Source organism: Leifsonia sp. PS1209 (genome assembly GCF_012317045.1).
In the GTDB taxonomy this organism is placed as follows: Bacteria; Actinomycetota; Actinomycetes; order Actinomycetales; family Microbacteriaceae; genus Leifsonia.
Map to the genome: position 1 here is coordinate 3,514,380 of NZ_CP051154.1, position 23,905 is coordinate 3,538,284.

The 23,905-nt window shown below is 69.4% G+C and carries 26 protein-coding genes; 9 read left to right on the top strand and 17 right to left on the bottom strand.

From position 1 onward, the window contains the following. Nucleotides 1-96: 96 nt before the first annotated feature. Nucleotides 97-945, top strand: coding sequence for a helix-turn-helix transcriptional regulator (locus tag HF024_RS16765; protein ID WP_168690340.1), 849 nt, complete (start codon nucleotides 97-99; stop codon nucleotides 943-945). 25 nt (nucleotides 946-970) lie between these two features. Here HF024_RS16765 and HF024_RS16770 read toward each other — a convergent pair whose 3' ends face one another. Beyond that, nucleotides 971-1,156 carry a hypothetical protein gene (locus HF024_RS16770; RefSeq protein ID WP_168690341.1) on the bottom strand — a complete coding sequence of 62 codons (186 nt, stop codon included), beginning with the start codon at nucleotides 1,154-1,156 and terminating at the stop codon, nucleotides 971-973. 195 nt (nucleotides 1,157-1,351) lie between these two features. Between HF024_RS16770 and HF024_RS16775 the strand changes: the two genes are divergently transcribed. Next, complete coding sequence (locus tag HF024_RS16775) at nucleotides 1,352-1,792, top strand: MarR family transcriptional regulator (protein ID WP_168690342.1); 441 nt, start codon at nucleotides 1,352-1,354, stop codon at nucleotides 1,790-1,792. Between the two features lie 11 nt (nucleotides 1,793-1,803). On the opposite strand, the gene HF024_RS16780 is transcribed toward HF024_RS16775, so the two are convergent. Beyond that, nucleotides 1,804-2,769: a diacylglycerol kinase family protein gene (locus tag HF024_RS16780; protein ID WP_247597169.1), complete on the bottom strand. Its 966-nt coding sequence runs from the start codon at nucleotides 2,767-2,769 to the stop codon at nucleotides 1,804-1,806. Nucleotides 2,770-2,894: 125 nt separating this feature from the next. Between HF024_RS16780 and HF024_RS16785 the strand changes: the two genes are divergently transcribed. After that, a complete protein-coding gene (locus HF024_RS16785) occupies nucleotides 2,895-3,587 on the top strand; it encodes a GNAT family N-acetyltransferase (protein WP_168690343.1) in 693 nt (230 codons plus the stop codon). 24 nt (nucleotides 3,588-3,611) lie between these two features. Here the strand turns inward: HF024_RS16785 and HF024_RS16790 are convergent, their stop codons facing one another. Next, nucleotides 3,612-4,877, bottom strand: coding sequence for a serine/threonine-protein kinase (locus HF024_RS16790; protein ID WP_247597170.1), 1,266 nt, complete (start codon nucleotides 4,875-4,877; stop codon nucleotides 3,612-3,614). 105 nt (nucleotides 4,878-4,982) lie between these two features. Between HF024_RS16790 and HF024_RS16795 the strand changes: the two genes are divergently transcribed. The 3 genes from HF024_RS16795 (at nucleotide 4,983) to HF024_RS16805 (ending at nucleotide 6,034) form a co-directional block, all read left to right on the top strand. Further along, complete coding sequence (locus tag HF024_RS16795) at nucleotides 4,983-5,483, top strand: MarR family transcriptional regulator (RefSeq protein WP_143465973.1); 501 nt, start codon at nucleotides 4,983-4,985, stop codon at nucleotides 5,481-5,483. Nucleotides 5,484-5,595: 112 nt separating this feature from the next. After that, nucleotides 5,596-5,760, top strand: a complete 165-nt coding sequence (locus tag HF024_RS16800) for a hypothetical protein (protein ID WP_168690344.1) — start codon at nucleotides 5,596-5,598, stop codon at nucleotides 5,758-5,760. A gap of 16 nt (nucleotides 5,761-5,776) precedes the next feature. Next, the gene (locus tag HF024_RS16805) at nucleotides 5,777-6,034 is read left to right on the top strand and encodes a DUF6458 family protein (RefSeq protein ID WP_085370523.1); all 258 of its coding nucleotides are present in this window, start codon (nucleotides 5,777-5,779) and stop codon (nucleotides 6,032-6,034) included. Nucleotides 6,035-6,131: 97 nt separating this feature from the next. Here the strand turns inward: HF024_RS16805 and HF024_RS16810 are convergent, their stop codons facing one another. Continuing rightward, nucleotides 6,132-7,481, bottom strand: a complete 1,350-nt coding sequence (locus HF024_RS16810; protein WP_247597456.1) for an aminotransferase class V-fold PLP-dependent enzyme — start codon at nucleotides 7,479-7,481, stop codon at nucleotides 6,132-6,134. A 202-nt stretch (nucleotides 7,482-7,683) separates the two neighbouring features. On the opposite strand from HF024_RS16810, the gene HF024_RS16815 reads away from it, so the two are divergent. The 3 genes from HF024_RS16815 to HF024_RS16825 are packed head-to-tail and all read left to right on the top strand — an operon-like array spanning nucleotide 7,684 to nucleotide 9,439. Then, nucleotides 7,684-8,280 carry a chloramphenicol phosphotransferase CPT family protein gene (locus HF024_RS16815; protein WP_247597171.1) on the top strand — a complete coding sequence of 199 codons (597 nt, stop codon included), beginning with the start codon at nucleotides 7,684-7,686 and terminating at the stop codon, nucleotides 8,278-8,280. A gap of 53 nt (nucleotides 8,281-8,333) precedes the next feature. After that, a complete protein-coding gene (locus HF024_RS16820) occupies nucleotides 8,334-9,278 on the top strand; it encodes a hypothetical protein (RefSeq protein ID WP_168688231.1) in 945 nt (314 codons plus the stop codon). Next, a complete protein-coding gene (locus HF024_RS16825) occupies nucleotides 9,251-9,439 on the top strand; it encodes a hypothetical protein (protein ID WP_168690346.1) in 189 nt (62 codons plus the stop codon). Before HF024_RS16820 ends, HF024_RS16825 begins: the two co-directional genes overlap by 28 nt. Before the next feature lie 70 nt (nucleotides 9,440-9,509). On the opposite strand, the gene HF024_RS16830 is transcribed toward HF024_RS16825, so the two are convergent. From HF024_RS16830 to HF024_RS16890, 13 genes are all read right to left on the bottom strand, one after another. After that, the gene (locus HF024_RS16830) at nucleotides 9,510-11,297 is read right to left on the bottom strand and encodes an ABC transporter family substrate-binding protein (protein ID WP_168690347.1); all 1,788 of its coding nucleotides are present in this window, start codon (nucleotides 11,295-11,297) and stop codon (nucleotides 9,510-9,512) included. Between the two features lie 49 nt (nucleotides 11,298-11,346). Next, nucleotides 11,347-12,801, bottom strand: coding sequence for an NAD(P)/FAD-dependent oxidoreductase (locus HF024_RS16835; RefSeq protein WP_168690348.1), 1,455 nt, complete (start codon nucleotides 12,799-12,801; stop codon nucleotides 11,347-11,349). A gap of 1 nt (nucleotide 12,802) precedes the next feature. Continuing rightward, entirely contained in the window at nucleotides 12,803-13,084 is a 282-nt protein-coding gene (locus tag HF024_RS16840; RefSeq protein WP_085370528.1) for a (2Fe-2S)-binding protein, read from the bottom strand. After that, on the bottom strand, nucleotides 13,077-14,279 hold the full coding sequence (locus HF024_RS16845) for an FAD-dependent oxidoreductase (protein ID WP_085370529.1): 1,203 nt from the start codon (nucleotides 14,277-14,279) through the stop codon (nucleotides 13,077-13,079). The genes HF024_RS16840 and HF024_RS16845 overlap by 8 nt, the downstream gene beginning before the upstream one ends. Next, nucleotides 14,276-15,208 (bottom strand): dihydrodipicolinate synthase family protein, encoded by a 933-nt coding sequence (locus HF024_RS16850; RefSeq protein ID WP_085370530.1) that lies wholly within the window; start codon nucleotides 15,206-15,208, stop codon nucleotides 14,276-14,278. The genes HF024_RS16845 and HF024_RS16850 overlap by 4 nt, the downstream gene beginning before the upstream one ends. Beyond that, entirely contained in the window at nucleotides 15,205-15,657 is a 453-nt protein-coding gene (locus HF024_RS16855) for a nuclear transport factor 2 family protein (RefSeq protein ID WP_210723973.1), read from the bottom strand. Before HF024_RS16855 ends, HF024_RS16850 begins: the two co-directional genes overlap by 4 nt. Continuing rightward, nucleotides 15,654-17,348, bottom strand: coding sequence for a DUF885 domain-containing protein (locus HF024_RS16860; protein ID WP_168690349.1), 1,695 nt, complete (start codon nucleotides 17,346-17,348; stop codon nucleotides 15,654-15,656). Before HF024_RS16860 ends, HF024_RS16855 begins: the two co-directional genes overlap by 4 nt. Next, nucleotides 17,345-18,592, bottom strand: a complete 1,248-nt coding sequence (locus HF024_RS16865) for an amidohydrolase family protein (RefSeq protein WP_168690350.1) — start codon at nucleotides 18,590-18,592, stop codon at nucleotides 17,345-17,347. Before HF024_RS16865 ends, HF024_RS16860 begins: the two co-directional genes overlap by 4 nt. After that, on the bottom strand, nucleotides 18,582-19,415 hold the full coding sequence (locus HF024_RS16870; protein WP_168690351.1) for an ABC transporter ATP-binding protein: 834 nt from the start codon (nucleotides 19,413-19,415) through the stop codon (nucleotides 18,582-18,584). Before HF024_RS16870 ends, HF024_RS16865 begins: the two co-directional genes overlap by 11 nt. After that, nucleotides 19,412-20,242, bottom strand: a complete 831-nt coding sequence (locus tag HF024_RS16875; protein ID WP_168690352.1) for an ABC transporter ATP-binding protein — start codon at nucleotides 20,240-20,242, stop codon at nucleotides 19,412-19,414. Before HF024_RS16875 ends, HF024_RS16870 begins: the two co-directional genes overlap by 4 nt. Continuing rightward, complete coding sequence (locus HF024_RS16880) at nucleotides 20,239-21,144, bottom strand: ABC transporter permease (RefSeq protein ID WP_168690353.1); 906 nt, start codon at nucleotides 21,142-21,144, stop codon at nucleotides 20,239-20,241. Before HF024_RS16880 ends, HF024_RS16875 begins: the two co-directional genes overlap by 4 nt. Next, entirely contained in the window at nucleotides 21,141-22,163 is a 1,023-nt protein-coding gene (locus tag HF024_RS16885) for an ABC transporter permease (RefSeq protein WP_168690354.1), read from the bottom strand. The genes HF024_RS16880 and HF024_RS16885 overlap by 4 nt, the downstream gene beginning before the upstream one ends. A 118-nt stretch (nucleotides 22,164-22,281) precedes the next feature. Next, nucleotides 22,282-23,880: an ABC transporter substrate-binding protein gene (locus HF024_RS16890; RefSeq protein WP_085370538.1), complete on the bottom strand. Its 1,599-nt coding sequence runs from the start codon at nucleotides 23,878-23,880 to the stop codon at nucleotides 22,282-22,284. Nucleotides 23,881-23,905 lie beyond the last annotated feature (25 nt).

Sequence of the window (23,905 nt, forward strand, 5' to 3'; positions counted from 1 at the left end):
GCGAAACGCCCGGGATGCGGCGCAGTTACTGGCATCTCGTTGTGGTGGGACTACGGGGGCCAGGACAAGCGAAGCCGGGTGGCGCACACTGGATGCGTGGAAGCGAACGAGTTCGGGCGGATGGTGCGCCGCATCCGGGACAGGGTGACGCCGGAAGCCGTCGGCCTGCCGCCCGGCCGTCGCCGCCGCGCCGTCGGGCTGCGCCGCGAGGAGCTCGCCGCTCTCGCCGGCATCTCGGCCGACTACCTGACCAGGCTGGAACAAGGGCGGGCGACCTCGCCGTCCGCGCAGATCGTCGCATCGCTCGCGCGGGCCCTCCGCATCTCCGACGCGGAACGCGAACTGCTCTACCAGCTCGCCGGGCACGCGGCCCCCGGCCTGGACGTGGTGCCGACGCGCATCCCGCCCAGTGTGCAGCGGATGCTCGACCGGTTGGCGAACACCCCGGTCGCTGTCTACGACGCCACGATGACGCTCATCCAGGCCAACGCCCCGTTCGACGCGCTGATGGGCGAGACGAGCCGCTGGCGGGGCAACGAACGCAACGCGGTCTGGCGCCACATCGTCGGCCCGGCAGGCCGAGTCCTGCAGTCGCAGGAAGACCACGACGACCTCGTCGCCGGGCTGGTCTCCGACCTGCGCCTCACCGCCTCCCGCTACCCGGCCGACCGCTCGGTCACCCGGTTGGTCGCCGCCCTCACGGCGGCGAGCCCCCAATTCGTCGAACTGTGGGAGAACGGCGACCTCGGCCCCCGCAGGCAAGACCCGTCGAAGCGCAAGACGATCGAGCATCCCCTGGTCGGACGCATCACCCTCGACTGCGACACCCTGATCGTCACCACCGACGACCTGCGCATCATGGTCTACACGGCCGAACCCGGCACGGAAGACGCGGAGCGGCTGGCGCTCGCGGTGGTGCTGGGGACGCAGACGCTGGTGGAGTAGGGGGCGCGGTCGCGGTTACGCGCGGCTACGCCGAGACGAGGATGAGCGCAGCCGCGGTCGCGGCGAGCAGCACGATCCCGAGAGCGATTGGCCAGAGCCTGGCGCGGGGCGCATCGGGGAGGCGGTCTCCCCAGCTCGAGCCGAGCGGGTTGTGGTCGAGCCCAGGAGTGGGCGGGCGCGGTCGCCAGTCGACGCGGTCGTGGTCGTCCACGGTGTACTCCACTCCGTCGGGCTCGCATGCGGCGAGGTGCGGTATCTCACGATGGTTACAGCTCCGGCAGGGTTGATCAATGCGTGACGCGATGACATATCTGAATTCCGCGCGCGGCCGATGTCCAGGGCGCGGGCGCCCCTCCTCAGCAGGCTTAGTATTGGCACACGCACTGGGCATGACGAGGATGAACCGATGGACGACCACCCCGCTGAGGCGGACGAGCAGCGGCCGGAGAACTGGCCGATCGGCAGGCTGCTCGGTGTCGCATCCCGGTCGGTCGAGCGGAGCTGGGCGCAGGCGCTCGAACAGCGCGGGCTGACTCATGCCGGGCTGATCGTGCTGCACTTCCTGGATGCGGGGATCACCTCGCAGACCGAGCTGGCGCGGCTGGCCAGAGTGGAGGCGCAGACGATGTCGCGCACCATCGACCGGCTCGAACGGGAAGGGCTGGTCGCCCGCTCACCGTATCCCGGCGACCGGCGCAGGCACGTGCTCAGCATCACCGCGGCCGGGCGGGAGGCGTTCGCGGGGGCGAAGAACCTGGAACGGGATGTGTTCCCGGCCGTCAGCGACCCTGAAGCGTTGCGCACGGCACTCGTGCAGATCGTCGCCGCCCTCGGCGACCGCAGCTAGGCAGCACCCGCCTACGCCGCCCCCTCCGGCACCTTCACGATCAGGCTCCGCGGGTCGATCCACGTCTTGATCGCGGAGGCCTTGCCGAACAGGTCGCCGTCGAGTTCGACGTCTTCCGGGCTGCTGAGGCGCAGCACGAACTCGCTGCCTTTCAGGTAGTTGAGCGCCCTGACCTCCCTGGACAGGCCCATCAGGCGGCGGCCCGCGGAGGTGCGACGCAGCACCCCGTTCTCCCAGAACACCTTCCAGACGATCTGCACCCAGCCGATGAACCCTTCCGGGCGGAGGACCACGATGTCAAACTCGCCGTCGTCGACAGCCGCATCCGGGAGCAGCAGGATGTTCGCAGGCAGCGACCCGCAGTTGCCGATCATCACGGTGTGCGCGCGCACGGAGTGCACCCGCCCGCCGTCGAGCTGGTAGCGGAGGCGCAGCTGGTTCTTGTCGCGGAGGACGGTGCCGATCGCCTTCACGTATGCCAGCCAGCCCGCCTTGGCCTTGAGGTCGTCGTCGGTGGCAGCGAGCATCTTCGCGTCGATGCCGAGCCCGGCCATCACCAGGTATGCGCGCCTGCTCACCGAGCCGTCCGCATCCCGGATGTCGGCCACGCCCACGTCGATCGGCCGGTCTTCGCCGCCGAACGCCGTCTGGAGCGCGTTCTCGACGTCGTCGAGGGTGAGGTTCAGGTTGCGGGCGAGCAGGTTGCCGGTGCCGGAGGGCAGCAGAGCGAGTGGGGTGCCGGTGCCGCGGAGCTCCTCGGCCACGGTGCGGACGGTGCCGTCGCCCCCGGCCGCGATCACCACATCAACGCCGCGTTCGAGCGCCTGCTTCGTCTGACCGGTGCCGGGGTCGTCTTCCGTGGTCTCCAGCCAGAGCGTCTCCGCCCAGCCGTGCTCGGCCTCCGCGGCGGCGACGGCCTCCTTGATCGCCGACAGGTCGACCTTGATCGGGTTCACGACGATGGCTGCGGTCTTCACGGAGTCCTCCTCTTGCGGGTGCGACGGCGAAAGCACGGGTCACGCCGCGACACTACTGGGAGGACGCCCCCGGCGTAACCGGGGCACGGCACATCCGCAGCCCCGCGGCATGGAAAGCTGGGGGGATGCACGTTCTCGACAACCCCGCCTGGCACGCACTCACCGGGGCGCACCGCTCGTTCGCCGTCGGAACGGAGGACGCCAAGCGTTACCGTCCGGACATGTCTCCGTTCGCGGCCGTCGCCGACCCGGACGGCCCTCGGGATGCCCTGACCGAACTGGTGGGCCTCTCCGGTGGCGGAGACTCCGCGCTCGGCGTCTTCGGCGCATCCACGGGGCCGGACGGCTGGGAGACGCTCGGCGCGTACGACTGCTGGCAGCTCGTCTACGAGCACGAGACGATGCCGGAGGTGCGGCAGCTCGGCGACGACGCGCGGCTGGTGGCGCTCGGCGACGACGACGTACCGGATGCACTCGACCTGGTCGATCGGACCAGGCCGGGGCCGTTCCTCCCGCGCACGATCGAGTTCGGCGGGTACCGCGGCATCCGAGTGGGCGACCGGCTCGCGGCGATGGCCGGACAGCGGATGCGGCCGGACGGCTGGTGCGAGGTCAGCGCGGTCTGCGCAGACCCCGAGTTCCGTGGGCGGGGCTTCGCGGCGACCGTGATGGTCGAGGTGATGCGCGGGATCGTCGCCCGCGGCGAGCGGCCGTTCCTGCACGTCGAGGCGACCAACGAGCGCGCGCTCGGTGTGTACGAAGCGCTCGGGTTCACCCGGCGGCGGAGGGCGAACATCCTGGTGTGCCAGCCGCTCTGAGTGCAGTGCGGGGACGGTAGCCGGCTACCTCTCCTGACTTTTGTCCTTGCCCTTCCCCGGGCCGTTTCCTGGGCCGTTACCTTTGCCCTTGCCCGGGTTTCCCTTCTCTTTCTGGCTCGGCGCAGGGGCCGGCGCTGGAGCCGGCGCAGGATCGGTGGTCGTGACGGGCGCGACGGTCGGCGCCACGCTCGGCGACGCGGGCGTGGAGGTCGTCGGCGACGGCGTCGACGGAACGCTCGACGGGTTGGTACCAGACGGCGCGAACAGCACGCCCAGCCCGATCGCCCCGGCGACCAGCACGACGAGCGCGCCCGCGACCAGCGCGACCAGGAGCCCGCGCCGGCGCTTCGCGGGAGGGGCGAGGACGGCCGTGGGCGCGTCGGCTGCGACACTCGCACCGGCCGCGCCCGCCGACGGCATCACCGCGGTCGGCATCTCGTCGTCCGGCTCACCCGACGCCTCCCATCCCACCAGCTGCGGGGCCAGCTCGCGCGCCATCACCGCGATCTCCATCGCCGTGGGACGCAGCGCCGGGCTGCGCGCCGTCATGGCGGCGAGCATCCCGCGCCAGTCGTCCGGCAGCGTGCTCGGGATGCGCGGGTCGTACGCCGCGCGAGCGCTCACCGACTCGACGGGCGAACCGGGGTAGCTGCGGCGGCCGGTGAGCGCTTCGAGCAGCACCAGCCCGAGCGCGTAGACGTCCGTGGACGCATCCGGCTCAGCTCCGGCGACCTGCTCCGGGCTCAGGTACGCGGCCGTCCCGATGACCGTGCCGTCGGTGGTGAGGCGTTCCGCGCCGAGCAGGTGGGCGATGCCGAAGTCGGCGAGCTTGGCGTGCAGCCGGCCGCCGGGGACAGTGGATGCGGGCAGCAGGATGTTCGCCGGCTTGAGGTCGCGGTGCACCATCCCCGCGTCGTGCACGACCACGAGGCCCTCCGCGATCTCGGCAGCCAGCTCCGCCGCCTCGACGCCGGTCAGCGGACCGTCGTCGAGACGCGTGCGCAGGTCGGTGCCCTCGATGAGTTCCATCACGAGGAAGCTGGGGGTGTCGTCGTCCACCCCGGCGAGGTGGGCGTCGTGCAGCGTCACCAGGTTCGGGTGGCTGAGGCGCGCGAGCATCGTCGCCTCCGCGCGACGGCGGGCGTCGTCGACGGCCGTGCCGGACGCGAACAGCTTGACAGCGACGAACCGGCCCAGCTGACGGTCGAGGGCGCGGTACACCGTCGCCATCCCGCCGCGGCCGAGAGCCTCGCGCAGTTCGTAGCGTTCCAGAAGCACACGATCGTTCACTGCCCGAGCATACCCGCGTTATGCAACCCCATCCTGTCCGTGAATCAGCCGAAAGTGTGGCCGCACTCCCTTGCCAGATCGCCGAACCTGGGTTGAGTGAATGGTGTGAGCGACGAGACCGAAGTGCCCGACCAGCCGGAGACGGGTGTTCTGGAAGCGCTGCAGGTCTACCGGGCGGCGGAGGCGGCGATGCGCAGACGCACGGGCGCCGCGATGGGGATCGGGGACAGCGACCTCCTGGCCCTCCGGTACATCCTCGACCGCCGCGCCCTCGGGCAGGTGACCGCCTCGAAGGATGTCAGCGCCTACCTCGGCATCTCCAGCGCATCCACCACCGCCCTGATCGACAGGCTCGCCAAGGGCGGTTTCGTCGAGCGCAGGCCGAGCACCGTGGACAAGCGCTCCATCGAGATCGTGCCGACCGCCGCTGCGCTGGGAGACACCGGCCCGATGCTGGAGGCCGCGCAGACCCAGATCGAGGCGGCCACGGCCGAACTGAGCCCGGAGGAAGCGGCCACCATCACGCGGTTCCTCACCAAGATGCGCGAGACCGTCGACCGCATCGCGACGAAACCACGGCGTTCCGGGCCGGCCGCGAGGTCGTAAGCCCCGACGTGGACGCGCGCGAGTAAAGCAGGATTTTCCGCCATGTCAAGGGGATTGCTAGGCAACTGAACTAGTAGTTCAGTGGTGTGGTCAAGGAAAGGACAACTCTGCCATGAACATCCTGCTCATCGTGATCGCCATCATCGCGATCATCCTTCTGCTTACCGGCGGTTTCGTGCAGTCCCTGAACTTCCTGCTCTGGGTCGGAATCGTGCTGCTCGTGATCGCGGTGATCGTCTGGCTTGTTCGGATGCTCACCGGAAGCCGACGAGTCTGACAGGACGGGTAAGACCATGAGTCTCGGAACCGGAATCGTCCTGTTCGTCATCGGCGCCATCCTGGCGTTCGCTCTGAACCTGCAGGTCGCCTGGATCGACCTCCACCTGGTCGGGTACATCCTGATGGCCGCCGGTCTGATCGGCATCATCATCGGCATCGTGCTGCTCACCCGCCGTCGCCAGTCTGTCGCCACCACGCGCAGCGCTGTCGACCCTGCGTCGGGCGAGCGCGTCACGCGCCGGACCAGCGAGAGCGACGACCCCATCGTCTGACCCGCCCCACACGCACCACACAGTCCGAACCCCTTCACGCCGGAGCTCTCGCGCCCGGGTGGAGGGGTTCGGCTTTTCTGCGTCTCCGTGCCTGCGTTTACATCGTGTCGAGGATGGACGTGAGGTGCTCGAAGGTCGTGGTCGGGTTGACGATCGCGAACCGCGTGTTCGGCCGACCGTCGTGCGAGCTGGGCGTGACGAACGCCCGCTGCTCGTCCAGCAGCCTCGTCGACCAGCGCGCGTAGTCGTCGCGAGTCCAGCCCTCCCGCTCGAACACGACGACGGACAACTGCGGCTCCCTCACCAGCCGGAACCCGTCGCGCGACTCGATCTCGCGCGCGATCCGCTGCGCCAGCTGCAGGGAGACCGTCACCGCTTCCCGGTATGCCGCTGCGCCGTACGTGGCGAGCGAGAACCACAGCGGAAGGCCCCGCGCACGCCTGGTGAGGTGCGCCGCATAGTCCGACGGGCTCCACTCCGAGGTGTCGGTGAGCGTGTCGAGGTACTCCGCGTGCTGCGTGTGCGCCCTGCGCCCGGCCTCCGGATCCCGGTACAGCAGTGCGCAGGCGTCGAACGGCGCGAACAACCACTTGTGCGGATCGACGATCGCGGAGTCCGCGCGCTCCACCCCGGCGAACCGGTGCTTGGCCTCCGGCGACAGCATCCCGGCCAGCCCGTACGCGCCGTCGACGTGCAGCCAGAAGTCGTATTCGTCCTTGAGCGCCGCAATGGATGCGAGGTCGTCCACGATGCCGAAGTTGGTCGACCCGGCCGTGGCGACCACCGCGAACACGGACGCGCCGTGCTCGTCCAGCGCCTCGCGCACGGCGTCGCCGGTGAGCATCCCGGAGTCGTCGGGGCGGACGGGCACGACCTCCACGTCCATCACCCGCGCCGCCGACGCGATGGAGGAGTGCGCCTCTGCACTGCAGACGATCTTCCAGCGGCCGTGGCCGAGCTGGGCTCCGCGCTCGGCCTTGGCGTGCTCGCGGGCGGCGACGAGTGCCGACAGGTTGCCGAGGGTGCCGCCCTGCACGAACACGCCGCCGGCGGTCGCGGGCAGCCCGAATTCGGCGGCGAGCCAGGCGAGCACCTGGTTCTCGGCGAAGACGGCGCCGGACCCCTCCAGCCACGAGCCGCCGTAGACGGCGCTGGCGGAGACGACGAGGTCGAAGGCCGTGGCTGCCTTGGTGGGCGCGGTCGGGATGAACGACAGATACTGCGGGTGGTCCGTGGTGATGCACGCGGGCGCGAGCACGTGTTCGAACAGCGCGAGCGCGCGCTCGGCGCCGATGCCGCCCTCCACCACCGTCTGCCCGGCCAGCCGGTTCAGCTCGAACTCGGACAGCGGCTTGTCGAGCGGGGTGTCCGTGCTCAGGATGCGCCGCCGCGAGTACTCGAGCACGAGGTCGACGAGGCTCCTGGTCTCGTCCGAGACGGCGTGCATCCTGGTCGGGGTGCCGGTCTGCGTGGCGGTCGGGGTGCCGGTCCGGCTGTCGTCGGCTTTGCGTGTATCCATGTTTTCCTCTCGGGCCCAGAGCAGACTCTCACAACGCTTCGGCACTCGTTCGCCGTCCGGCGCAACGATCGGGCGCATCCCGCGCACTGCACGCAATACTTCGCCGCGCCCGGTGCGGTTGACTGGTCGGATGCACGACCACGCCCTCTTCCTGAACGGTACCGTCGGCGTCGGCAAGACCGCCACAGCGGACGCCATCAGCCGCATCCTGATCCAGCGCGGCATCCCGCACGCGATCGTCGACCTGGATGCACTCCGCGCCGCCTGGCCGGCGCCGGAGGGCGACCCGTTCAACAACGCGCTGGAACTGGCCAACCTGCGCGCCGTCGCCGCGAACCACCGCGCGTCCGTCGCGCGCATCCTGGTGCTGGCCGGGGTGATCGAGGACCCGGACGCCGTTCCGCTCTACCGCGACGCGGTCGGCGGCCTCCCGTTCACGGTCGTGCGGCTCACCGTCGACCCGGCTGTCGGCGATGCCAGGCTGCGCGCCAGGCACGGCGACGACCACGACGCCCTCGCCTGGCACCTGCACCGCCACGGCGAGCTGGACGCGGTGCTCGATGCCGCGCGCATCCCGGGGCCCGTGGTCGACACGACGGGCAGGACGCCCAGCGAGGTGGCGGAGGCCGTGCTCGCGGCCTCCGCCACGAAGCGGCAATCCTCCGCCGGCAAGGCGGCGAATCGCTCCTCCTTGCGGCATGTGGAATGTATATATTTCATATCGTGATAGGTTCAGCGCCAGGCTGTATCAGCGGCCATTCAACGAGGAATGGAGAGACGATGACGACTCGAGAGAAGACGTGGGGCGCCGCGGCGGCGGCATTCCTGATCAGTGGGATGCTGGTCGGATTCGCACCACTCGACTCAGATGCGATCCACGCGGCAAAGGCGGTCGCGACAATCCAACAGATTGCGCCGGAGGCGGTCGCCAACCCGGAGGGTACAACGCAGACCACTGATCCCGGCGTGGCGGTGAGCGACGAATCAGTCGGTGCCAGAGCGACGATCCCCACAGACGCGGCAGACGGCATCCAGATCGAAGGGGTGACCATTGGTCTCCCGTTCGCGGAGATGGCAGATGATGCCTCTGCATCCCAGCTCCCCGGGGTCGTGGTGTACGACAACAACAACGGCTCAGCCACCGTCCCCGTGATTCGCGAGCGCGGTACTGTGCAGATTACAACGGTCATCGGAAACGCGAACGCGCCGAAACGGTACGACTATCCGATGCGGCTGGCGCGCGGGCAGTCATTGCACCTCAACGAGGACGGGTCGGTCGTCGCAGCAGGTCGGGACGGCTCGTTCACCGCCTACGTTGCGAGCCCTTGGGCCAAGGACGCCAACGGCGACGCAGTTCCGACCCACTATGAAGTCAGCGGCAACACACTGACTCAGGTTGTGGACTTCACTGCCGCCACCGCGTTTCCCGTCGTCGCCGACCCCACCATGGACATCCTCTGGTGGGGCGTTGCGGCCAAGCTGTCGAAGGCTGAGACCAAGAGCCTTGCGAGCCGGATCAGCACAGCTGCGGGCGGAGTGGCTGCGTTCTGCGGCTACGTGCCGATCATCCAAGCCCGCGTGGCTTGCGGAATGACGATTGCGTGGCGTATCGCCTCCTGGGTCGACCCGGTTCGCCAGGCAGCCGCTCAGGGCCGTTGCGCCCAGATCAATGTCCCTTACGCGTCAGGAGTGGCCCTGTGGAACGTGACCAACGAAAAGTGCTGAGGGTCGACCTTCTGTGGGCGCTCGGCGGTGGAGCGCTGCTGCTGGCCTTCCTCCTCTGGGCGACCGAATCAACCGTTGGTGAGTCGGCTGTTGGTGCAGGCATCTTCGTCGTCATTGGCGCGACGGTCGCCCTGATGCGATTCAAGCGACGTTCAAGCTGAGCGGGCCCAGGGTCCCGCCGCGAACATCCGTTCGCGGTGGGACCCTGGGCCTGATCGGTGGAGGCGGCGACTACTTCCCGCTCTTCACCGACCATTCCCAGAAGTTCCAGAACGGCCCGGTCTGGTTGCCCATGTACTTCACGCCGTCGACGCGCGAGCTGACGCCGAAGATGCCGGGCAGCTGGAAGAGCGGCAGGCCGTAGCCGTCAGCGAACGTGGCCTTGTCGATCTGCTGCTCGAGCGTGATGAGCTCGTCCTTGTCGACGGTGGTCTGCGTCTTGACCGCCACGTCGTTCATCGCGTTGTAGCGGTTGTTGTTTCCCCCGCCGCCGGTCGCGAAGAGCTGCGGGATCATCGTGGTTCCCGCTCCGGGGCTGATCCAGCCGAACAGGGATGCGTCGTAGTTGCCACCGGGGAGGAGCTTGCTCCAGTCGGGCGAACCGGCGTCGACGACCTTGAAGCCAGCCTTGGAGGCCGAGGCCGAGATGGCCTGGAACTCGTCGACGCGGTTCGGGTTGTTCGTGTTGTAGAGGATCCGGACGGTCGGGGTGGCACCGGCGAGGAGCGCCTTGGCGCCGTCGATGTCGACCTTGTCGAACTTGTCAGAACCGTTCTGCTTCACACTGGCGGCGTACTCGTCCTGGCTGGGAAGCCAGATCTGCGAGTTCAGCACCTCGGCCTTGGGGTTCACCGGGGTGACGATGGAGTCGAGGATCTGCTGACGCGGGATGGTCTTCAGGAACGCTTCGCGCACCTTCGGGTCCTGGAAGACGGGAGCCCCGAAGTTGAGATCGAGGTGGTCGTACGAGACCTGATCGCCCGCCAGCACCGTCGCACTGGTCGCCTTGAGGGCGGTCAGCGTGTCCGCGGAGGCCTGCGGGTTGATGATGTCGACCTCACCGTTCTGCAGCGCGGTCACCTGCGCGTTCGAGTCCGGGATGATGCGGAACACGACCTTGTCGACCTTCGGCTTCAGGCCGCCGGCGTAGTACTTGTTCTTGACCATCGTGATCGACTGCCCGGGCGTCCAGCCGGATACCACGAACGGGCCGGAGGCGACCAGGAGATCCTTGTCGGTCGGGAACGCGGTGATGTCGTAGCCGGTGTTGGCGAAGTCCGCGGCCTTCTTGAGCGTCGCATCCGGGGCGGTCGGTGCGGCCTTGTCGCCCTTGGGCAGGCCCTTCAGCAGTTTGGTCAGGTCGGCGGGGAACGAGAGACCAGCCTTCTTGGCGAGCACATGCGCGGGGAGCGCGATCGGGTTGAACAGCTCCCAGTCCACGAACGGCTTGGCGTACGTCAGTGTGATCGTCCTGTTGTCATCGCTGACGGCGGGGTACGCCGTCTGGTCGATGCCCGCCGTGCCGGCGGCCGGGGTGAAGTACTGGGTGCCGGAGGTGACCTCGCCGGTGGCCTCGTCGAACGTGGCCGAGTCGTAGTATCCGGACTGCATCGCCCAGCCGAGGATCATGTCGTCGGCCGTGACCGGCTCACCGTCCGACCACTTGTCCGCCTTGTTCAGCGTGTACTTGACCGTCAGCGGGTCGTCCGAGGTCTTCTCGAAGGTGCCGAACTTGTCGTCGTGGACGATCTTGTAGTTGTCGTCGATGTACTGGAACCCCGAGCCGTATGCGCCGTTGAGATAGCCGACCTGGCCGTTGGTGTCCACGTTGCCCTGCGGCGTCGACGGGTTCAGCGAGGTCAGGTCGTTGACCACGGCGACCGTGACGGTGCCTCCCGTCGCGGCGGTCGAACCCGACGTGCTGCCGGATGTGGTGCAGGCGGACAGCGCAAGGGCTGCGACGCCGGCGAGGGCGACAGCGGTGATCGCGTGCCGTGCCCTGCTCTTTCTGATGTGCATTGTTTCTCCTGTGTTTGTGCTGCGGATCGTGAGTCTGGGAGCGCTTCGGTCAGGGTTCCATCGGGTCCTCCCCGAGCGCGGCGTACGCACTGAGAGGCACGGGCTTGACCGGCACGTGCGCGGCGAACCGTCCGACCTCATCCACCCGGCGGTGGCGTCTGGCCGCGACGATGGCGGCGACGGCGGTCTCGCAGTAGCGGCCTTGGCACGGGCCCATGCCGCTGCGGCACTCGAGTTTGACGGCACTCGCCGTGCCGAAATGGGGGTTGCTGTCGAGGACGTCTTCGATCGTACGTCGGCTGACGACCTCGCACCGGCACACGGTGGTCGCCGGAGTCGCCAGGGCGAGGAGCGCCGCGCGGTTCGGCTCGAACATGCGCTCGACCACGCGGGAGAAGCGACGGGCCGCGCGGACGCCGCGACGCGCATCCAGGAGGGCGCGCTCGCTCGCCGTGGCACCGGTGCGCCCGTCGGCCGACGCCAGGTCGGCGGCGATGCCGAGTCCAGCGAGCCGTCCTTCCGCGCGGGATTGCTCGGCCCCGGCGACGCCGGTCGGCTCGCCCGCCACGTACACGCCGGGAATCGAGGTCGCCATCGTCTCATCGTGTTCGACGACCCAGCCGCCCTTCGGAGAGTCCCAGCGCAGCGTGCAGTCGAGTTGCCTGGCGAGCTCGGTCGACGGCTGGAATCCGTAGCCGACCACCAGCGCGTCCGTCTGCACGGTGCGCGGTGTCCCGCGCTTCCGCCAGGCCCGGTCGACCGGAGCGAGGGTCGCCGCCGTGAGCGCGCCATCCCCTTCTGCCGCCGTCACGATCGTGCGCGTGGAGATGCGCACCCCGGCGGCGACGAGTCTGGCGACGGACGCCGCCGTCTCCGCGAACAGCCCGACGTGTCCCGGGACGGCGGGCACAGCACGGACGGCCTCGCCGAGCCCCGGCAGCCCGCGGGCGAATGCGACCTCGGCGATGTCGGCCCCGGCTGACCGCAGCTGCTCGGCGACGACGAGCAGCAGTGGGTGCGATCCCGCCAGCACGAACCGCTTCGCCACGAGCAGCCGCTGGCTCTTCAGGAATCCCTGCACGGCGCCCGCCATCATCACACCGGGCAGCGTCCATCCCGGGAAGGCGACGGGCAGGTCGTACGCTCCGGTCGCGATCAGCAGGCGGCGGGCTCTGATGCGCCTCGAACCGTCCGGCGCTGCCAGCGCGATGCTGAACGCCGAAGCGCCGTCCACCCGTTCGGGGAACACCCCGAAGGCCGTCGTCCCCGCCAGCCACTGGATGCGCTGGTGCGTCTCCGCAGCGGCGAGCAGACCGCCTGCCCACCGGTATCCGGCCGGGGACGGGGCACCCGTCGCCCCGAACTCCACGGGAGGACGCCGGAAGATCTGGCCGCCCGGGCGCTGCTGCTCGTCGATGACGACGACGCCGATCCCCTGGTCGGCGGCTGCCAGCGCGGCGGCGACGCCTGCCGGTCCTGCCCCGATCACAGCGAGGTCGTACATGTCAGTCTCCTTGTCCGGTTCGGATGCTCATGCCGTCCGCCACCGGCGTCAGGCAGGCGCGGGTCATCGGCCGCCCGTCGATCTCGACAGAGCAGTCGAAGCAGGTGCCCATGTTGCACAGCGGCTGCCGCGGCTCCCCTCCGCGCGTGGTGAACACCGTGACCCCTGCCGCGAGCAGGGCGCCGGCCACGGTCTCGCCGGCGAAGCAGGCCACCGGTGCGCCGTCGACGTCCAGCGTCACCGGTTCCTCGCGCTCACGCGGGAGCCTCCTGGTCTCAGACATGGGCCATCCCTCCGAAGCGCAGCGGCTGGTACGGCGCCATCTCGATCGCGGTGCTGCGCCCCTGCGCCAGATCGGTCAGGATGCGCGCGAAGCTCGGGCCGAGCGTGAAAGCGGAGCCGCCCGTTGCGACGAAGACGCCCGGCCGCCCCGGCACCGCGCCCGCGAGGGGGAGCTGGTCCGGGGTCACGGTGGTGGTCCCGACCCAGGTGCGCAGCACGGGCAGCGGAGCGAGCCGCGGCACCACGCGCAGCGCGGCGAGCGCATTCCCGGCGACGGACTCCTGCAGCAGGTGCGGTCGCGCAGACAGGTCCGGCAGCCCGTCGGCTCCGGTGGCGAGCGTGGCGGGCCAGCCCCCTCCGATCAGCACGGTCCCGTCCGGCGACTGCTTGAGCGACAGCCGGGTTCCCGCGTGCTGCACGAGATGCGGGATGAACGACGGGGTCTTGGCGGTCACCGACATGGTCAGCGCCAGCGGAATGGTCGACAGGCGCACGTCGAGCATCGCCCCCAGCTGCGACGTCCACACGCCGCCGGCGAGCATCACGGTCTGGGCGACGAAGGTGCGCTGCACGGCGCGCCCGTCCGCATCCACCGACGACGTCTCCACACGCCAGCGGGAGCCGTCGCGGCGGATCGCGGTCACCTCCGTTCCGGTCAGGATGCTCGCGCCGAGACGCTCTGCACCGCGCGCGAGCGCCGGCCCGGCCCTGCGGGTGTCCGCCTTGCCCTCGATCGGGCAGAACGCCGCCGCCACGACGGAGTCGGAGAGGTACGGCGCGATCGCGTGCACCTCATCCCGGTCGAGGAGCGACACGTCGAGGCCCCATGACCGCTCCAGCTCGGCCTTGCGTTCGAGGACGGCGGCCTGCTCGGCGTTCTCGGCGAGCATCAGGCCGCCGTTCTGCACCACACCGACGGATTCGCCGAGCTCGTCGGCGAGACGCGCCCAGTGGGCCGCGGCGTCCAGGTGCAGTGGCATGGCCTCTGCCGCCTGCCGCGCCGCCTCCAGACCGTGCTCCACCATCCGGTATTCGAGCTGGAAATGCAGGCTGCCCGCGTTCTGGCCGGAGGCGTGCTGGTTCAGCTGGTCTCGCTCGATCAGCACGACCTCAGCGCCGTCACCGGCGAGCATCCAGGCCAGCGCCGATCCGAGCAGCCCGCCGCCGACGACGACGGAGTCGACGATGGTGCTCACGACAGCGGAACGGTTTCGACGCCGAGACCCTCCAGCGTCGAACGCACGATCTGCACCTCGTCCTCGGTGAGTTCGAGCAGGGGACGGCGGACGTATCCGGCCGGGACGCCCCGCAGCCGGAGCGCGGTCTTCATGATGGCCTGGGCGTTGCCGAACTGCGCCCCGTAGTCCTGGGTGAACCAGCGCTGCATCACGACGCGGTCCTTGGCGCCGAGCGCCAGCGCACGGTCGCGGTCCCCCGCGGCGAGCGCCCGCCAGAAGTCGGGGTGGTCGGCGCCGAGCGGAGCGCCGGAGCCCATCAGTCCGTCGCCGCGGCCCAGACCGACGAGGTCGGCGCCGAGCTCGCTGGTCGGGATGCCGAAGTACCGCACCGTGTTGCCGAGCGCGTACAGACCGCTCAGGAACCCGGCCGTGTCGCCCGTGGAGTTCTTGATGGCGACGACGTTCTCGATCTCCGCGAGTTCGGAGAGCAGGTCGGTGTCGAGGTCGACGATGCAGCCGCGCGGCCAGTTGTAGATGCAGATCGGGATGTCCGTCGCATCCGAGACCTCCTGGTAGAAGGCGACGACCTCGCGCCTGGTCGGCACGATGTACGGCGGCGGGGTGAGCAGGATGCCGTCGAGCCCGGCGCGCTCAGCCGCCTTGGCGTGCCGGATGGCCTCCGCCGCCGTGAACGCGTTGCAGCCGCCGAGCACCCACATGCTCGATCCGGCGATGGATGCGCCCTGCCGGAACAGCTCGGCGCGCTCCTGCTCGCTCAGGCTGAACCACTCGCCCGTCGTCCCCGCGAGCACGACACCGTGCATCCTCTCGGCGGCGAGCCAGCCCAGCTGCTGCTCGAACGCCGGGAAGTCGAGCTCGCCGTCGCGGGTGAACGGCGTCGTGATGGCCGGGATATAGCCGTGCCACTCCACGCTGTCTCTGTTCATCGGTGGTCCTCCTCTGCCGGCACCGCTGCCGGTTCGATGTCTGTGGCGTGGTGGTGCACGATCCGCCAGCCGGATTCGTCGCGGCGTACAACGTCGGTGACCCTCACCAGCTCACTGACCGGCGCGCCGGTGGATGCGCGCACCTCCAGCAGGTAGCGGAGCACGCCGGTGTCTCCCCACCGGTCGGCGACGATGCCGACGGGCTGGACGAGCGGGAGCGGCGTCGTGCGCTGCTCGAGGGCGATCGCCGGTCCGCGGAGTTCGTCCAGTTCGGCGATCCCCCGCAGCAGCCGCGGGTCCGCGCTCTCCCAGACCGTCACCTCAGGATGCAGCCGTGCATCGAACGCGGCGCGGTCGCCGAGGTGCGCGTAGAGGTCTTCCACGAACAGGCGGAGTTTGCCTGCGTCGGTGTTGGGTTCGTGGTGCACTGTCGTGCCTTTCGTGGTCATCGGTCGCCGAGAAGGGTGGAGCGGAGCGGGCCGAGACCCATCGGGCCGGCTCCCAGCGCATCCCGGTGAAAGCTCTTCAGGTCGAAGCCGGCGCCGAGGCGCTGGCGGGACTGCTCGCGCGCATCCCGCCACAGCTTCGCGCCGACCTTGAACGCGAGCGCCTGACCCGGCCAGCCGAAGTACCTGTCGACCTCGAATTTCGCCGTGTGGGCGTCGGTCATCGCCAGGTCGCGCAGGAAGGAGCCGGCGAGCTCCGGCGTCCAGGCGGTGGCGTCGGCGATGGTGGTCGCGGGGATCGCGCGTCCGGTGTGCAGGCCGAGGTCGGCGACGATGCGCACCGACCTCCAGATCTGGCCGAGCACCATGCCGAGCCGTTCGGCGGGGCTGCGGATCAGCCCCAACTCGTCGGCGAGCCCCTCGGAGTAGTGCGCCCAGCCCTCTGCGTAGCCGTGCACCTCGCAGAGGTAGCGCTGCCAGGGGTGCAGGGATGCGTTGGCCCGGTTGATCGAGTGCTCGAGGTGGTGGCCGGGGACGCCCTCGTGGTGCACACTCGTCACCTCGTGCCAGGTGGCGATGGATGACAGGCCGCGCGGAATGGTCCAGACGATCTTGCTCCTGCTGCTCCCGTCCGGTGCGCCCGGCAGGTAGTAGACGACTCCGGATGCTGCTTCCGTGACCACGCACTCCACCTCGCCGATGTCGGCGGGCAGGTCGAACGCCGTGCCGTCGAGCTGAGCGATGGTCTGGTCGACGCGGGCGCGGAGCCACGCCGCGATCTCGTCCTGGCCGGACAGGGACTGATCCCCGGACGCCTCGAGAGCGGCGACGGCGCGACGGACGACGTCCGGATCCACCGGCGTCCCGGTGAGTTCGGACGCGATGCGCCTGGACTCGGCGACGAGGCGTTCCAGTTCGCTCCAGCCGTATGCGTAGATGTCGTCGAGGTCGAGGTCGCTGCCGAGGAACGCACGCGCTGTGGCCTGGTAGACCTCCTCGCCGACGGCGTCTTCGGTCGGCGCTGAGGCCGCGAGCTCGGAGCGCAGGAAACTCTCGAAGGCGGCGAAAGCGGCCGTCGCGTCCGCGGCGAGCGCCACGAGTCTCGTCGCCCGCGCTGCATCCAGCCCCTGAGTGCGCAGTGAACCGAAGTAGTCCATCCCGTCCGGGTCGATCCAGGATGCGATCTGATCGGCGACCACCGTCACCTGAGTGAGACCGGCGACGCCGCCGCCGCTGAAACGGCCGAGCTCGCCCTGGTCGCGCGACCATTCGAGGCGGCGGCGCAGGTCGTCGAGGGTGGACGGGACCGCGGCGAGGCGGGCGAGCACGGCGTCACCTGCGGCGTCCGGAGTCACCACCGTGTCATCGAACGCCTCGCGGATGAAGTGCACCGGGGTGGCGAGCGGCGCGAGCAGGCGGGGCGTGAATCCCGTGTCGAACAGGGACACGTCGCTGTCGAGCCGTTCGAGCATCGCCGCGTGCAGGGGGCGGTCCGCCGCATCCAGTGTCGTCCGGTCGATGGCGCGGAGCTCGTCGGCGACCGCGGCGTCGAGTGCCCGCCTGGCCTCCGCCCACTCGGGCGAGAAGTCCTGCAGGCGGTCGGCGGCCGGACGGCCGAGCGCTTGGGCCGCGGCAGGCTCGTGCGGAGCCAGCGCCGCCAGGTAGCGGTCGGCGATCTCGCGCACGGCGCTCATCGGGACGTCTCGCGATCGTCGCGGTACACGCGGCCGTCTTTCATCACCCAGTCGATGCCGCGCAGTGCGGACACATCCAGGGTCGGGTCGTCCGCCATCGCGACGAAATCCGCGCGAGAGCCGACGCGGATCGAGCCGAACGACTCGTCGCCGATCAGCTCGGCGGCAGAGGACGTGGCCGAGCGCATCACGTCGATGGGCGACATGCCGGCATCGACCATGAACTCCATCTCGCGCACGGTCGCCGTCGTACCGTCGAAGTTCGCGGCGGGCGGCATGTCCGTGCCCATCGCGATCTTCACCCCGCTGGCGATGGCGTTCTGCAGGCTCTCCCAGTGCCGGGGCCCCGCGCCGAGCGCGCGCTCCTTCATCCAGGCCGGCACACCCTGCTCGTCGAAGAATTCGGCGCACCGGCTGACCGTGATCGTCGGCACGTACCAGACGCCGTGCTCGGCCATCAGGTCCGTCGTCTCACTGGTGAGCTCGTACCCGTGCTCGACACAGTCGAGTCCGAGCCGGATGGCGCGGTCGAGCGTCGATGACGGTCCAACGTGCGCCGTCACCTTCCTGCCCCAGTCGTGCGCCACCTGGATGACGGCCTCCATCTCGTCGTCGAACAGCTGCGGAGTGTCGATCTGCTCGTGCTCTCCGGCGATGCCGCCGGAGACGCACACCTTGATGAGGTCGGCTCCCTCGCGGATCTGCAGCCGGGTGAGCCTGCGGAAGTCGTCGGGGCCGTCGCCCTCCAGCGCGTCGGACTCCCAGCCGTGCCCTCCCGTGCAGCACAGGGCGTGCCCTGCTGTGAAGATGCGCGGGCCGTCGACGGCCCCCGCGCGCACCCCGCGGCGCAGCGCGAAGTCGAGGTAGCGGCTCTCGCCGACCAGCCGGACAGTGGTCACTCCGGCCAGCAGGGTGCGCCTGGCGGAGTCGGCCATGACGAGCAGGAGGTCGCCGTCGGAACCGCTGGAGACCAGGTCGCCCGCCGTGCCAGGCAGTGCGAGACCGAAGTGCACGTGCATGTTGATGAGGCCGGGCGAGAGCACGCGGCCTCCGAGGTCGATGCGGCGCGCATCCGCAGCAGCCGCCGCCACGACGTCGGCCTCCTGACCGAGCGCGACGATGGTCCCCTCCCGGTCGATCTCGACGGCGTGACCGGTGAGCAGGTCACCGTTCCTGCCGTCGAACATCCGCATGCCTGTCAGCACTGTTCCTGTCGATGGTCCGGCGATGGTGTCAACCGACATGGCTGTTCCTTTCCCGACCGGCGGCCGGGGTGGTGCCCGCGGTCTTCCGGCGTATGGTCTTCGGTCCGATCACCGGGATGGCGGAGATCAGCGTCTTCGTGTATTCGTGCGCCGGTTCGTTCCACACCCGCTCCGACGGCCCGCGTTCAACGATCTCACCCGCGAACATGACGGCGGTCTCGTCGGCGATGGCGCGCACGAGCGAGAGGTCGTGGGAGATGAAGAGCATGCCCATCCCGAGCTCGCGCACGAGTCCGGTGAGCAGGGTGACGATCTGGGCGGAGGAGAAGGCGTCGAGGGCGGTCACCGGCTCGTCGGCGATCACCAGCGACGGCTTGGCGGCGAGCGCCCGCGCGATGGCGAGACGCTGGCGCTGGCCTCCGGAGAACTGGTTGGGGTAGCGGTTGCGACTGTCCGGGTCGAGCCCTACCAGCTGCAGCAGCCTGGCGGCCTCTGCTGCGCGCTCCTGACGGGGCAGCGGTGAGCGCACGCCGTCGAGCAGCTGGCTGCCGATCGAGCGGCGGGGGCTGAGCGAGGCGTACGGGTTCTGGAAGATCATCTGCAGCCCGAGTGCATCCTTCGCCCTCGCCCGCAGGCGCGACGCTTCGAGCGGCCTGCCCTCGAAGCGCACCACTCCCTCTGTCGGCGCGGACAGGCCGACGGCCACCCGGGCGAGCGACGACTTGCCGCACCCCGATTCGCCGACGAGGCCGACGATCTGGCCGGGCGCGACCGTGAGGCTCACCCCGCGTACAGCACGGACCGGGTCTCTGCCGCGGCGGTGATGCGTCACGTGCACATCGTCGAGTTCGAGCAGGTTCATCGCTGCGTCCCTTCCGCGGCCGCCTCGGCCACGCGCTCCTGCGCGAGCGACTGCGCGCGCGAGGCGATCAGCGCCCTGGTGTACTCGTGGGTCGGCCGCAGCAGCACGTCCTCCGTGTCACCGGACTCCACGACCGTGCCGTCCTTGAAGACGTATGTGCGATCGGCGATCGTCGACAGCACGCCGAGGTCGTGCGTGATGAACAGCACAGACACCCCTGTCTCGTCGCGCAGCCGGTCGAACAGCTGCAGGATGCCCGCCTGCACGGTCACGTCGAGTGCCGTCGTGGGCTCGTCGGCGATCAGCAGCCGAGGCTCGCAGGCCAGCGCAATGGCGATCGCCGCGCGCTGCCGCATCCCTCCGGAGAACTGGTGCGGGTACGAGCGAAGCGCCTTGCGCGGTTCGGCGATCCTGACCTGGTCGAGCAGTTCGACAGCCCGCTCGACGGCCACGCTCTTGCTGACGCCCAGGTGGTGCCGCATGTGCTCGGTGATCTGCGTGCCGATCGTCAGCAGGGGGTGCAGGGCGGCAGACGGGTCCTGGAAGACCATCGCGATGCGGTTGCCCCGCACCTGGGAGAGCTCTCGTTCCGGCAGGGTCAGCAGGTTGCGACCCTCGAAGGCCACGGTGCCCGACGTGCGCGCACCCTTCGGCAGGATGCCGAGGATCGCGGACGACGTCATCGTCTTGCCGGAGCCGCTCTCCCCGGCGAGCCCGACGATCTCGCCCTCCCCGACCGTCAGCGAGGCGTCGCGAACCACGCCGACGTATCCGGATGCGGTCGGCAGCGAGACCGTGAGGTCGTCGACGGTCAGCAGTGGCGTCATCGGAGCTTCCCCGTCCTGTTGCGCGGGTCCAGATAGTCCTGGACGCTGTCGCCGAGCATGTTGAAGGCGAGCACGATCGTGAGGATCGCGAGACCGGGGAACAGGCTGATCCACCAGTTCGAGAGATTCTGCGACCCGAGGGCGATCATGGCGCCCCACTCTGCGGCGGGCGGCCGGGGGCCGAGCCCGAGGAACGACAGCGCAGCGAGCATCAGGATCGCGTTGCCCAGCTCGATGGTCGCCATGACCAGAGCGGGCCCTGCACTGTTCGGGATGACGTCCTTGACGATGGATTTGATCGTCCCGGAACCGAGGAGGTGCCCGGAGACGACATACTCCTGCTCCCGCACGCTCAGCACCGAGCTCCGGATGATGCGCGCGTAGAGTGGCCAGGACACGATCACCAGCGCGAGCACCGCGTTCCCCGTGCTCGGCCCGAAGGCCGCGGTCACGGCCATCGCCAGGATGATCTGCGGGAAGGCGAGCACCAGGTCGGCCAGCCGCATCGCGACCGTGTCGACCGTGCGGCCGAGGTATCCGGCGAGCAGCCCGACGATGCCGCCGACGAGCAGCGAGAGGGCGACGATGACCACGGCGAGCGGCAGGGAGAGCCTGGTTCCTGTGATCACCCTGCTGAGCACATCCCGGCCGAGCTCGTCCGTGCCGAACCAGTGGGCGCCGCTCGGCGATTGAAGGTTGTCTCCCACGGTCTTGAGTGGATCGTACGGCGCGATCCAGGGGGCGAAGACGGCCAGGAGCGCCCAGACGACGATGACGGCCATCGAGACGATGGTCCACGGCCGAAGCCAGACGGACCCGAAGCGGGAGCGCAGCATCCGGTCGTCTGCCGAACGGCGCCCGGCGCGCACGAGGGTCTCTGCGGGAGGTGGGATTGCGGTCATTTCGATCCGATCCGGGGGTCGACGACGCTGTAGAGCACGTCGACGAGCAGGTTGATCAGGGTGTAGACGAGCGCGACGAACAGGGTGACGCCGAGGATCGCCTGGAGGTCGAGCGACAGGGCGCTCTTGTACGCGTACTGCCCGAGGCCCGGCCAGCTCAGGATCTGCTCCACCAGTACCGCTCCGCCGAGCAGCGACGCCATCGTCAGCCCGGACACGGTGAGCACGGGAAGAAGCCCGGCGCGGAAGACGTGCCGCCAGGTGATGACACGGCGCGGCAACCCCTTGGCGACGGCGGCGCGGATGTAGTCGGAGTCGAGCACTTCCAGCATCGACGAGCGCACGAACCGCAGCAGTCCGGAGACCGTGAGGAAGGCCAGGATGCCGACCGGGAGCACGAGGTGCCACACCGCATCCCAGAACACGTCGAACTGGCCCGCGAACAGCGCATCCACGGTGTACATGCCGGTGACCGTGGGCGGAGGGTCGAAGCTGTTGCTGAGACGGCCGCCGTTCGGCACCCACCCGAGCACGTAGAAGAAGATGTAGAGCGCGACGAGCGCCAGCCAGAACGGCGGCGTCGACAGGCCGGTCAGGGAGAGCACCCTGATGCCGTTGTCTGTGGCGCTGCCCTTGCGCATCGCGGACAGGATGCCGAGGCCGACCGCGATCACGATCGCGATGATCATGGCGGGGATGGCGATCTCGATCGTCGCGGGGATGTACTGGCCGAGATCCTGGACGACGGGGCGGTGCGTCTGCTGGGACGTGCCGAGGTCGCCGTGCAGGATGTTCCACAGGTAGCGGCCGTACTGCACGATCAGCGGCTGATCGAGGCCCCACTTCTGACGGAACGCCTCCCGGATCGCGGGGTCGTCGTATGCCTGCTGCGAGAGGTTCGCCGCAGCGGGGTCGCCGGGCACCACGCTCACCAGGAGGAACGTGACGACGGTGACACCCCAGAGCAGCACGATCGTCGTGAGCACACGCTTCGCGATCGTCTTCACGAGAGGGGGCATGTCAGTCTTTCGGGATTCCCGCGCGGGGCGGACGCCGCGCGGAGGCAGGGGAAGGGGAGGGATACGGTGCCGGTGGACCGCACAGGAGGCCCACCGGCACCGCGTTCGGGGGAACCGGCTACTTGCTGCTCACGGCGGCGAGGTCGACGGTCCAGCCTGCGGGCGAGTACACGGCGCCCTTCAGGTTTCCGGCAGCGACGACGATGCCGGAGTTGTTGGCCAGCGGGATGTACGGAGAGGTCGCGTTCATGACCTTCTGCCAGTCCTGCATGGCGGTGTTGCGTGCATCCTGGGTCGTGGCCGCCAGCACGGCCTCACCGGCGGCGACGGCCTTCTGGTCTGCGCGCTCGACGGTCCAGCCGGTGCGCAGCGACGTGCTCGCGCCGGGAGCCATGTTGTTCACCAGCGACGCGGCCACCGGGTAGTTCAGGCTGTTCGGCGAGAATCCGATCTCGTTCTTGCCCGCGGACTGCGAATCGAGGAAGACGTTGATCGGCTGCGGCGTCAGCTCGATGTCGATGCCCGCCTCCTTCGCGTCGGACTGCACCTTGGTGACCACGGTGCCGAGGTCGACGCCACGGTAGGTGATGGCCGGGTAGATCAGCTTCGCCTTCGGGTTGCTGAGACCGGCGGCCGCCAGCAGCGACTTGGCCTTGGCGAGGTCGCGCTTCGGCGCATCCGACTGCGGGAGGGCGCCGGCGAATGCCGGAGGAACGAGACCGGCTGCCGCTGTCGCGTCCTTGCCGAACAGCTTGGCGATGCCCGCGTTGTCGATGGCTGCGCGGAGCGCAGAGACGAACGCCGGGTTCGACGTGACCGCCGAAACCGCCGGGTCCTGGTTGAGGCTCAGGAAGTACGAGGTGTCCGGGACGCCGGAGACCTGAACGCTCGACGGCAGGCCCTCGGAGAGCGCACCGGACAGGTCGAGTGCGATCTCGTCGCCGGCCGACTTCGTGATGGTGAGCTTCTGGTTCTGCACATCCACGTTCTGCAGCACGACCCTGCCGTACGCGGGCGCTTTGCCCCAGTATTTGGCGTTGGCCTTCAGCACGACCTTGGAGCTGGGGTCGAAGCTGCCGATCGTGTACGGACCAGACCCGATCGAGTGCGTGTCCAGGTAGGTGCCGATGGTGTCCGTGGTCGCTGCGTCTGCCGCGTCCGTCGCGCCGTGCTTCTTCGCCTCGGCCGAGTTCAGGATGCCCGTGCTCGGCATGGCCAGGATGGTCGGCACATCCGGGTTGGCGATGTCGGAGGTCACCACGACCGTCTTGGGGTCCGGGGAGCTGAAGGCGAGACCGGCGACGGTCTGCGAAGCGCTGCCCTTGAGGTTCTGCAGGCGGGTGAGGCTGAAGACGACGTCGTCTGCAGTCAGCTTGGTTCCGTCGGAGAAGGTCACGTCGTCGCGCAAGTGGAAAGTGAAGGTCTTCGCATCGGAGGACGCGTCGAACGAGGAGGCGAGGTCGGGCTTGACGTCGGAGACGTCGGAGCCCTCGAACGTGACGAGCGTGTCGTAGATGCTGTGAACGGCGGTCGCTCCCGTCTGCTCGTAGACCATCCCGGGGTCGAGGGTCTTCAGGACGAACGAGGTGTCGACCGTGAGGGTCTTCGATCCCGCACTGGATGCGGAGGAGTTCGTCCCAGCACAGGCGGTGAGGGTCAAGGGGATCGCGGCGAGACCCGCGACGACGGCGAGCAATCGTTGAGGCTTGTTCATCATTCTCGGTCCAAACTTCCTTGTGATT

Coding starts and splice junctions, on each gene's coding strand:
- HF024_RS16775 (WP_168690342.1), top strand. CDS start 1,352: ATGGACGACCACCCCGCTGAGGCGGACGAGCAGCGGCCGGAGAACTGG.
- HF024_RS16785 (WP_168690343.1), top strand. CDS start 2,895: ATGCACGTTCTCGACAACCCCGCCTGGCACGCACTCACCGGGGCGCAC.
- HF024_RS16800 (WP_168690344.1), top strand. CDS start 5,596: ATGAACATCCTGCTCATCGTGATCGCCATCATCGCGATCATCCTTCTG.
- HF024_RS16805 (WP_085370523.1), top strand. CDS start 5,777: ATGAGTCTCGGAACCGGAATCGTCCTGTTCGTCATCGGCGCCATCCTG.
- HF024_RS16810 (WP_247597456.1), bottom strand. CDS start 7,481: ATGCACGCCGTCTCGGACGAGACCAGGAGCCTCGTCGACCTCGTGCTC.
- HF024_RS16815 (WP_247597171.1), top strand. CDS start 7,684: ATGCACGACCACGCCCTCTTCCTGAACGGTACCGTCGGCGTCGGCAAG.
- HF024_RS16820 (WP_168688231.1), top strand. CDS start 8,334: ATGACGACTCGAGAGAAGACGTGGGGCGCCGCGGCGGCGGCATTCCTG.
- HF024_RS16830 (WP_168690347.1), bottom strand. CDS start 11,297: ATGCACATCAGAAAGAGCAGGGCACGGCACGCGATCACCGCTGTCGCC.
- HF024_RS16835 (WP_168690348.1), bottom strand. CDS start 12,801: ATGTACGACCTCGCTGTGATCGGGGCAGGACCGGCAGGCGTCGCCGCC.
- HF024_RS16840 (WP_085370528.1), bottom strand. CDS start 13,084: ATGTCTGAGACCAGGAGGCTCCCGCGTGAGCGCGAGGAACCGGTGACG.
- HF024_RS16850 (WP_085370530.1), bottom strand. CDS start 15,208: ATGAACAGAGACAGCGTGGAGTGGCACGGCTATATCCCGGCCATCACG.
- HF024_RS16855 (WP_210723973.1), bottom strand. CDS start 15,657: ATGACCACGAAAGGCACGACAGTGCACCACGAACCCAACACCGACGCA.
- HF024_RS16860 (WP_168690349.1), bottom strand. CDS start 17,348: ATGAGCGCCGTGCGCGAGATCGCCGACCGCTACCTGGCGGCGCTGGCT.
- HF024_RS16865 (WP_168690350.1), bottom strand. CDS start 18,592: ATGTCGGTTGACACCATCGCCGGACCATCGACAGGAACAGTGCTGACA.
- HF024_RS16870 (WP_168690351.1), bottom strand. CDS start 19,415: ATGAACCTGCTCGAACTCGACGATGTGCACGTGACGCATCACCGCCGC.
- HF024_RS16875 (WP_168690352.1), bottom strand. CDS start 20,242: ATGACGCCACTGCTGACCGTCGACGACCTCACGGTCTCGCTGCCGACC.
- HF024_RS16880 (WP_168690353.1), bottom strand. CDS start 21,144: ATGACCGCAATCCCACCTCCCGCAGAGACCCTCGTGCGCGCCGGGCGC.
- HF024_RS16885 (WP_168690354.1), bottom strand. CDS start 22,163: ATGCCCCCTCTCGTGAAGACGATCGCGAAGCGTGTGCTCACGACGATC.
- HF024_RS16890 (WP_085370538.1), bottom strand. CDS start 23,880: ATGATGAACAAGCCTCAACGATTGCTCGCCGTCGTCGCGGGTCTCGCC.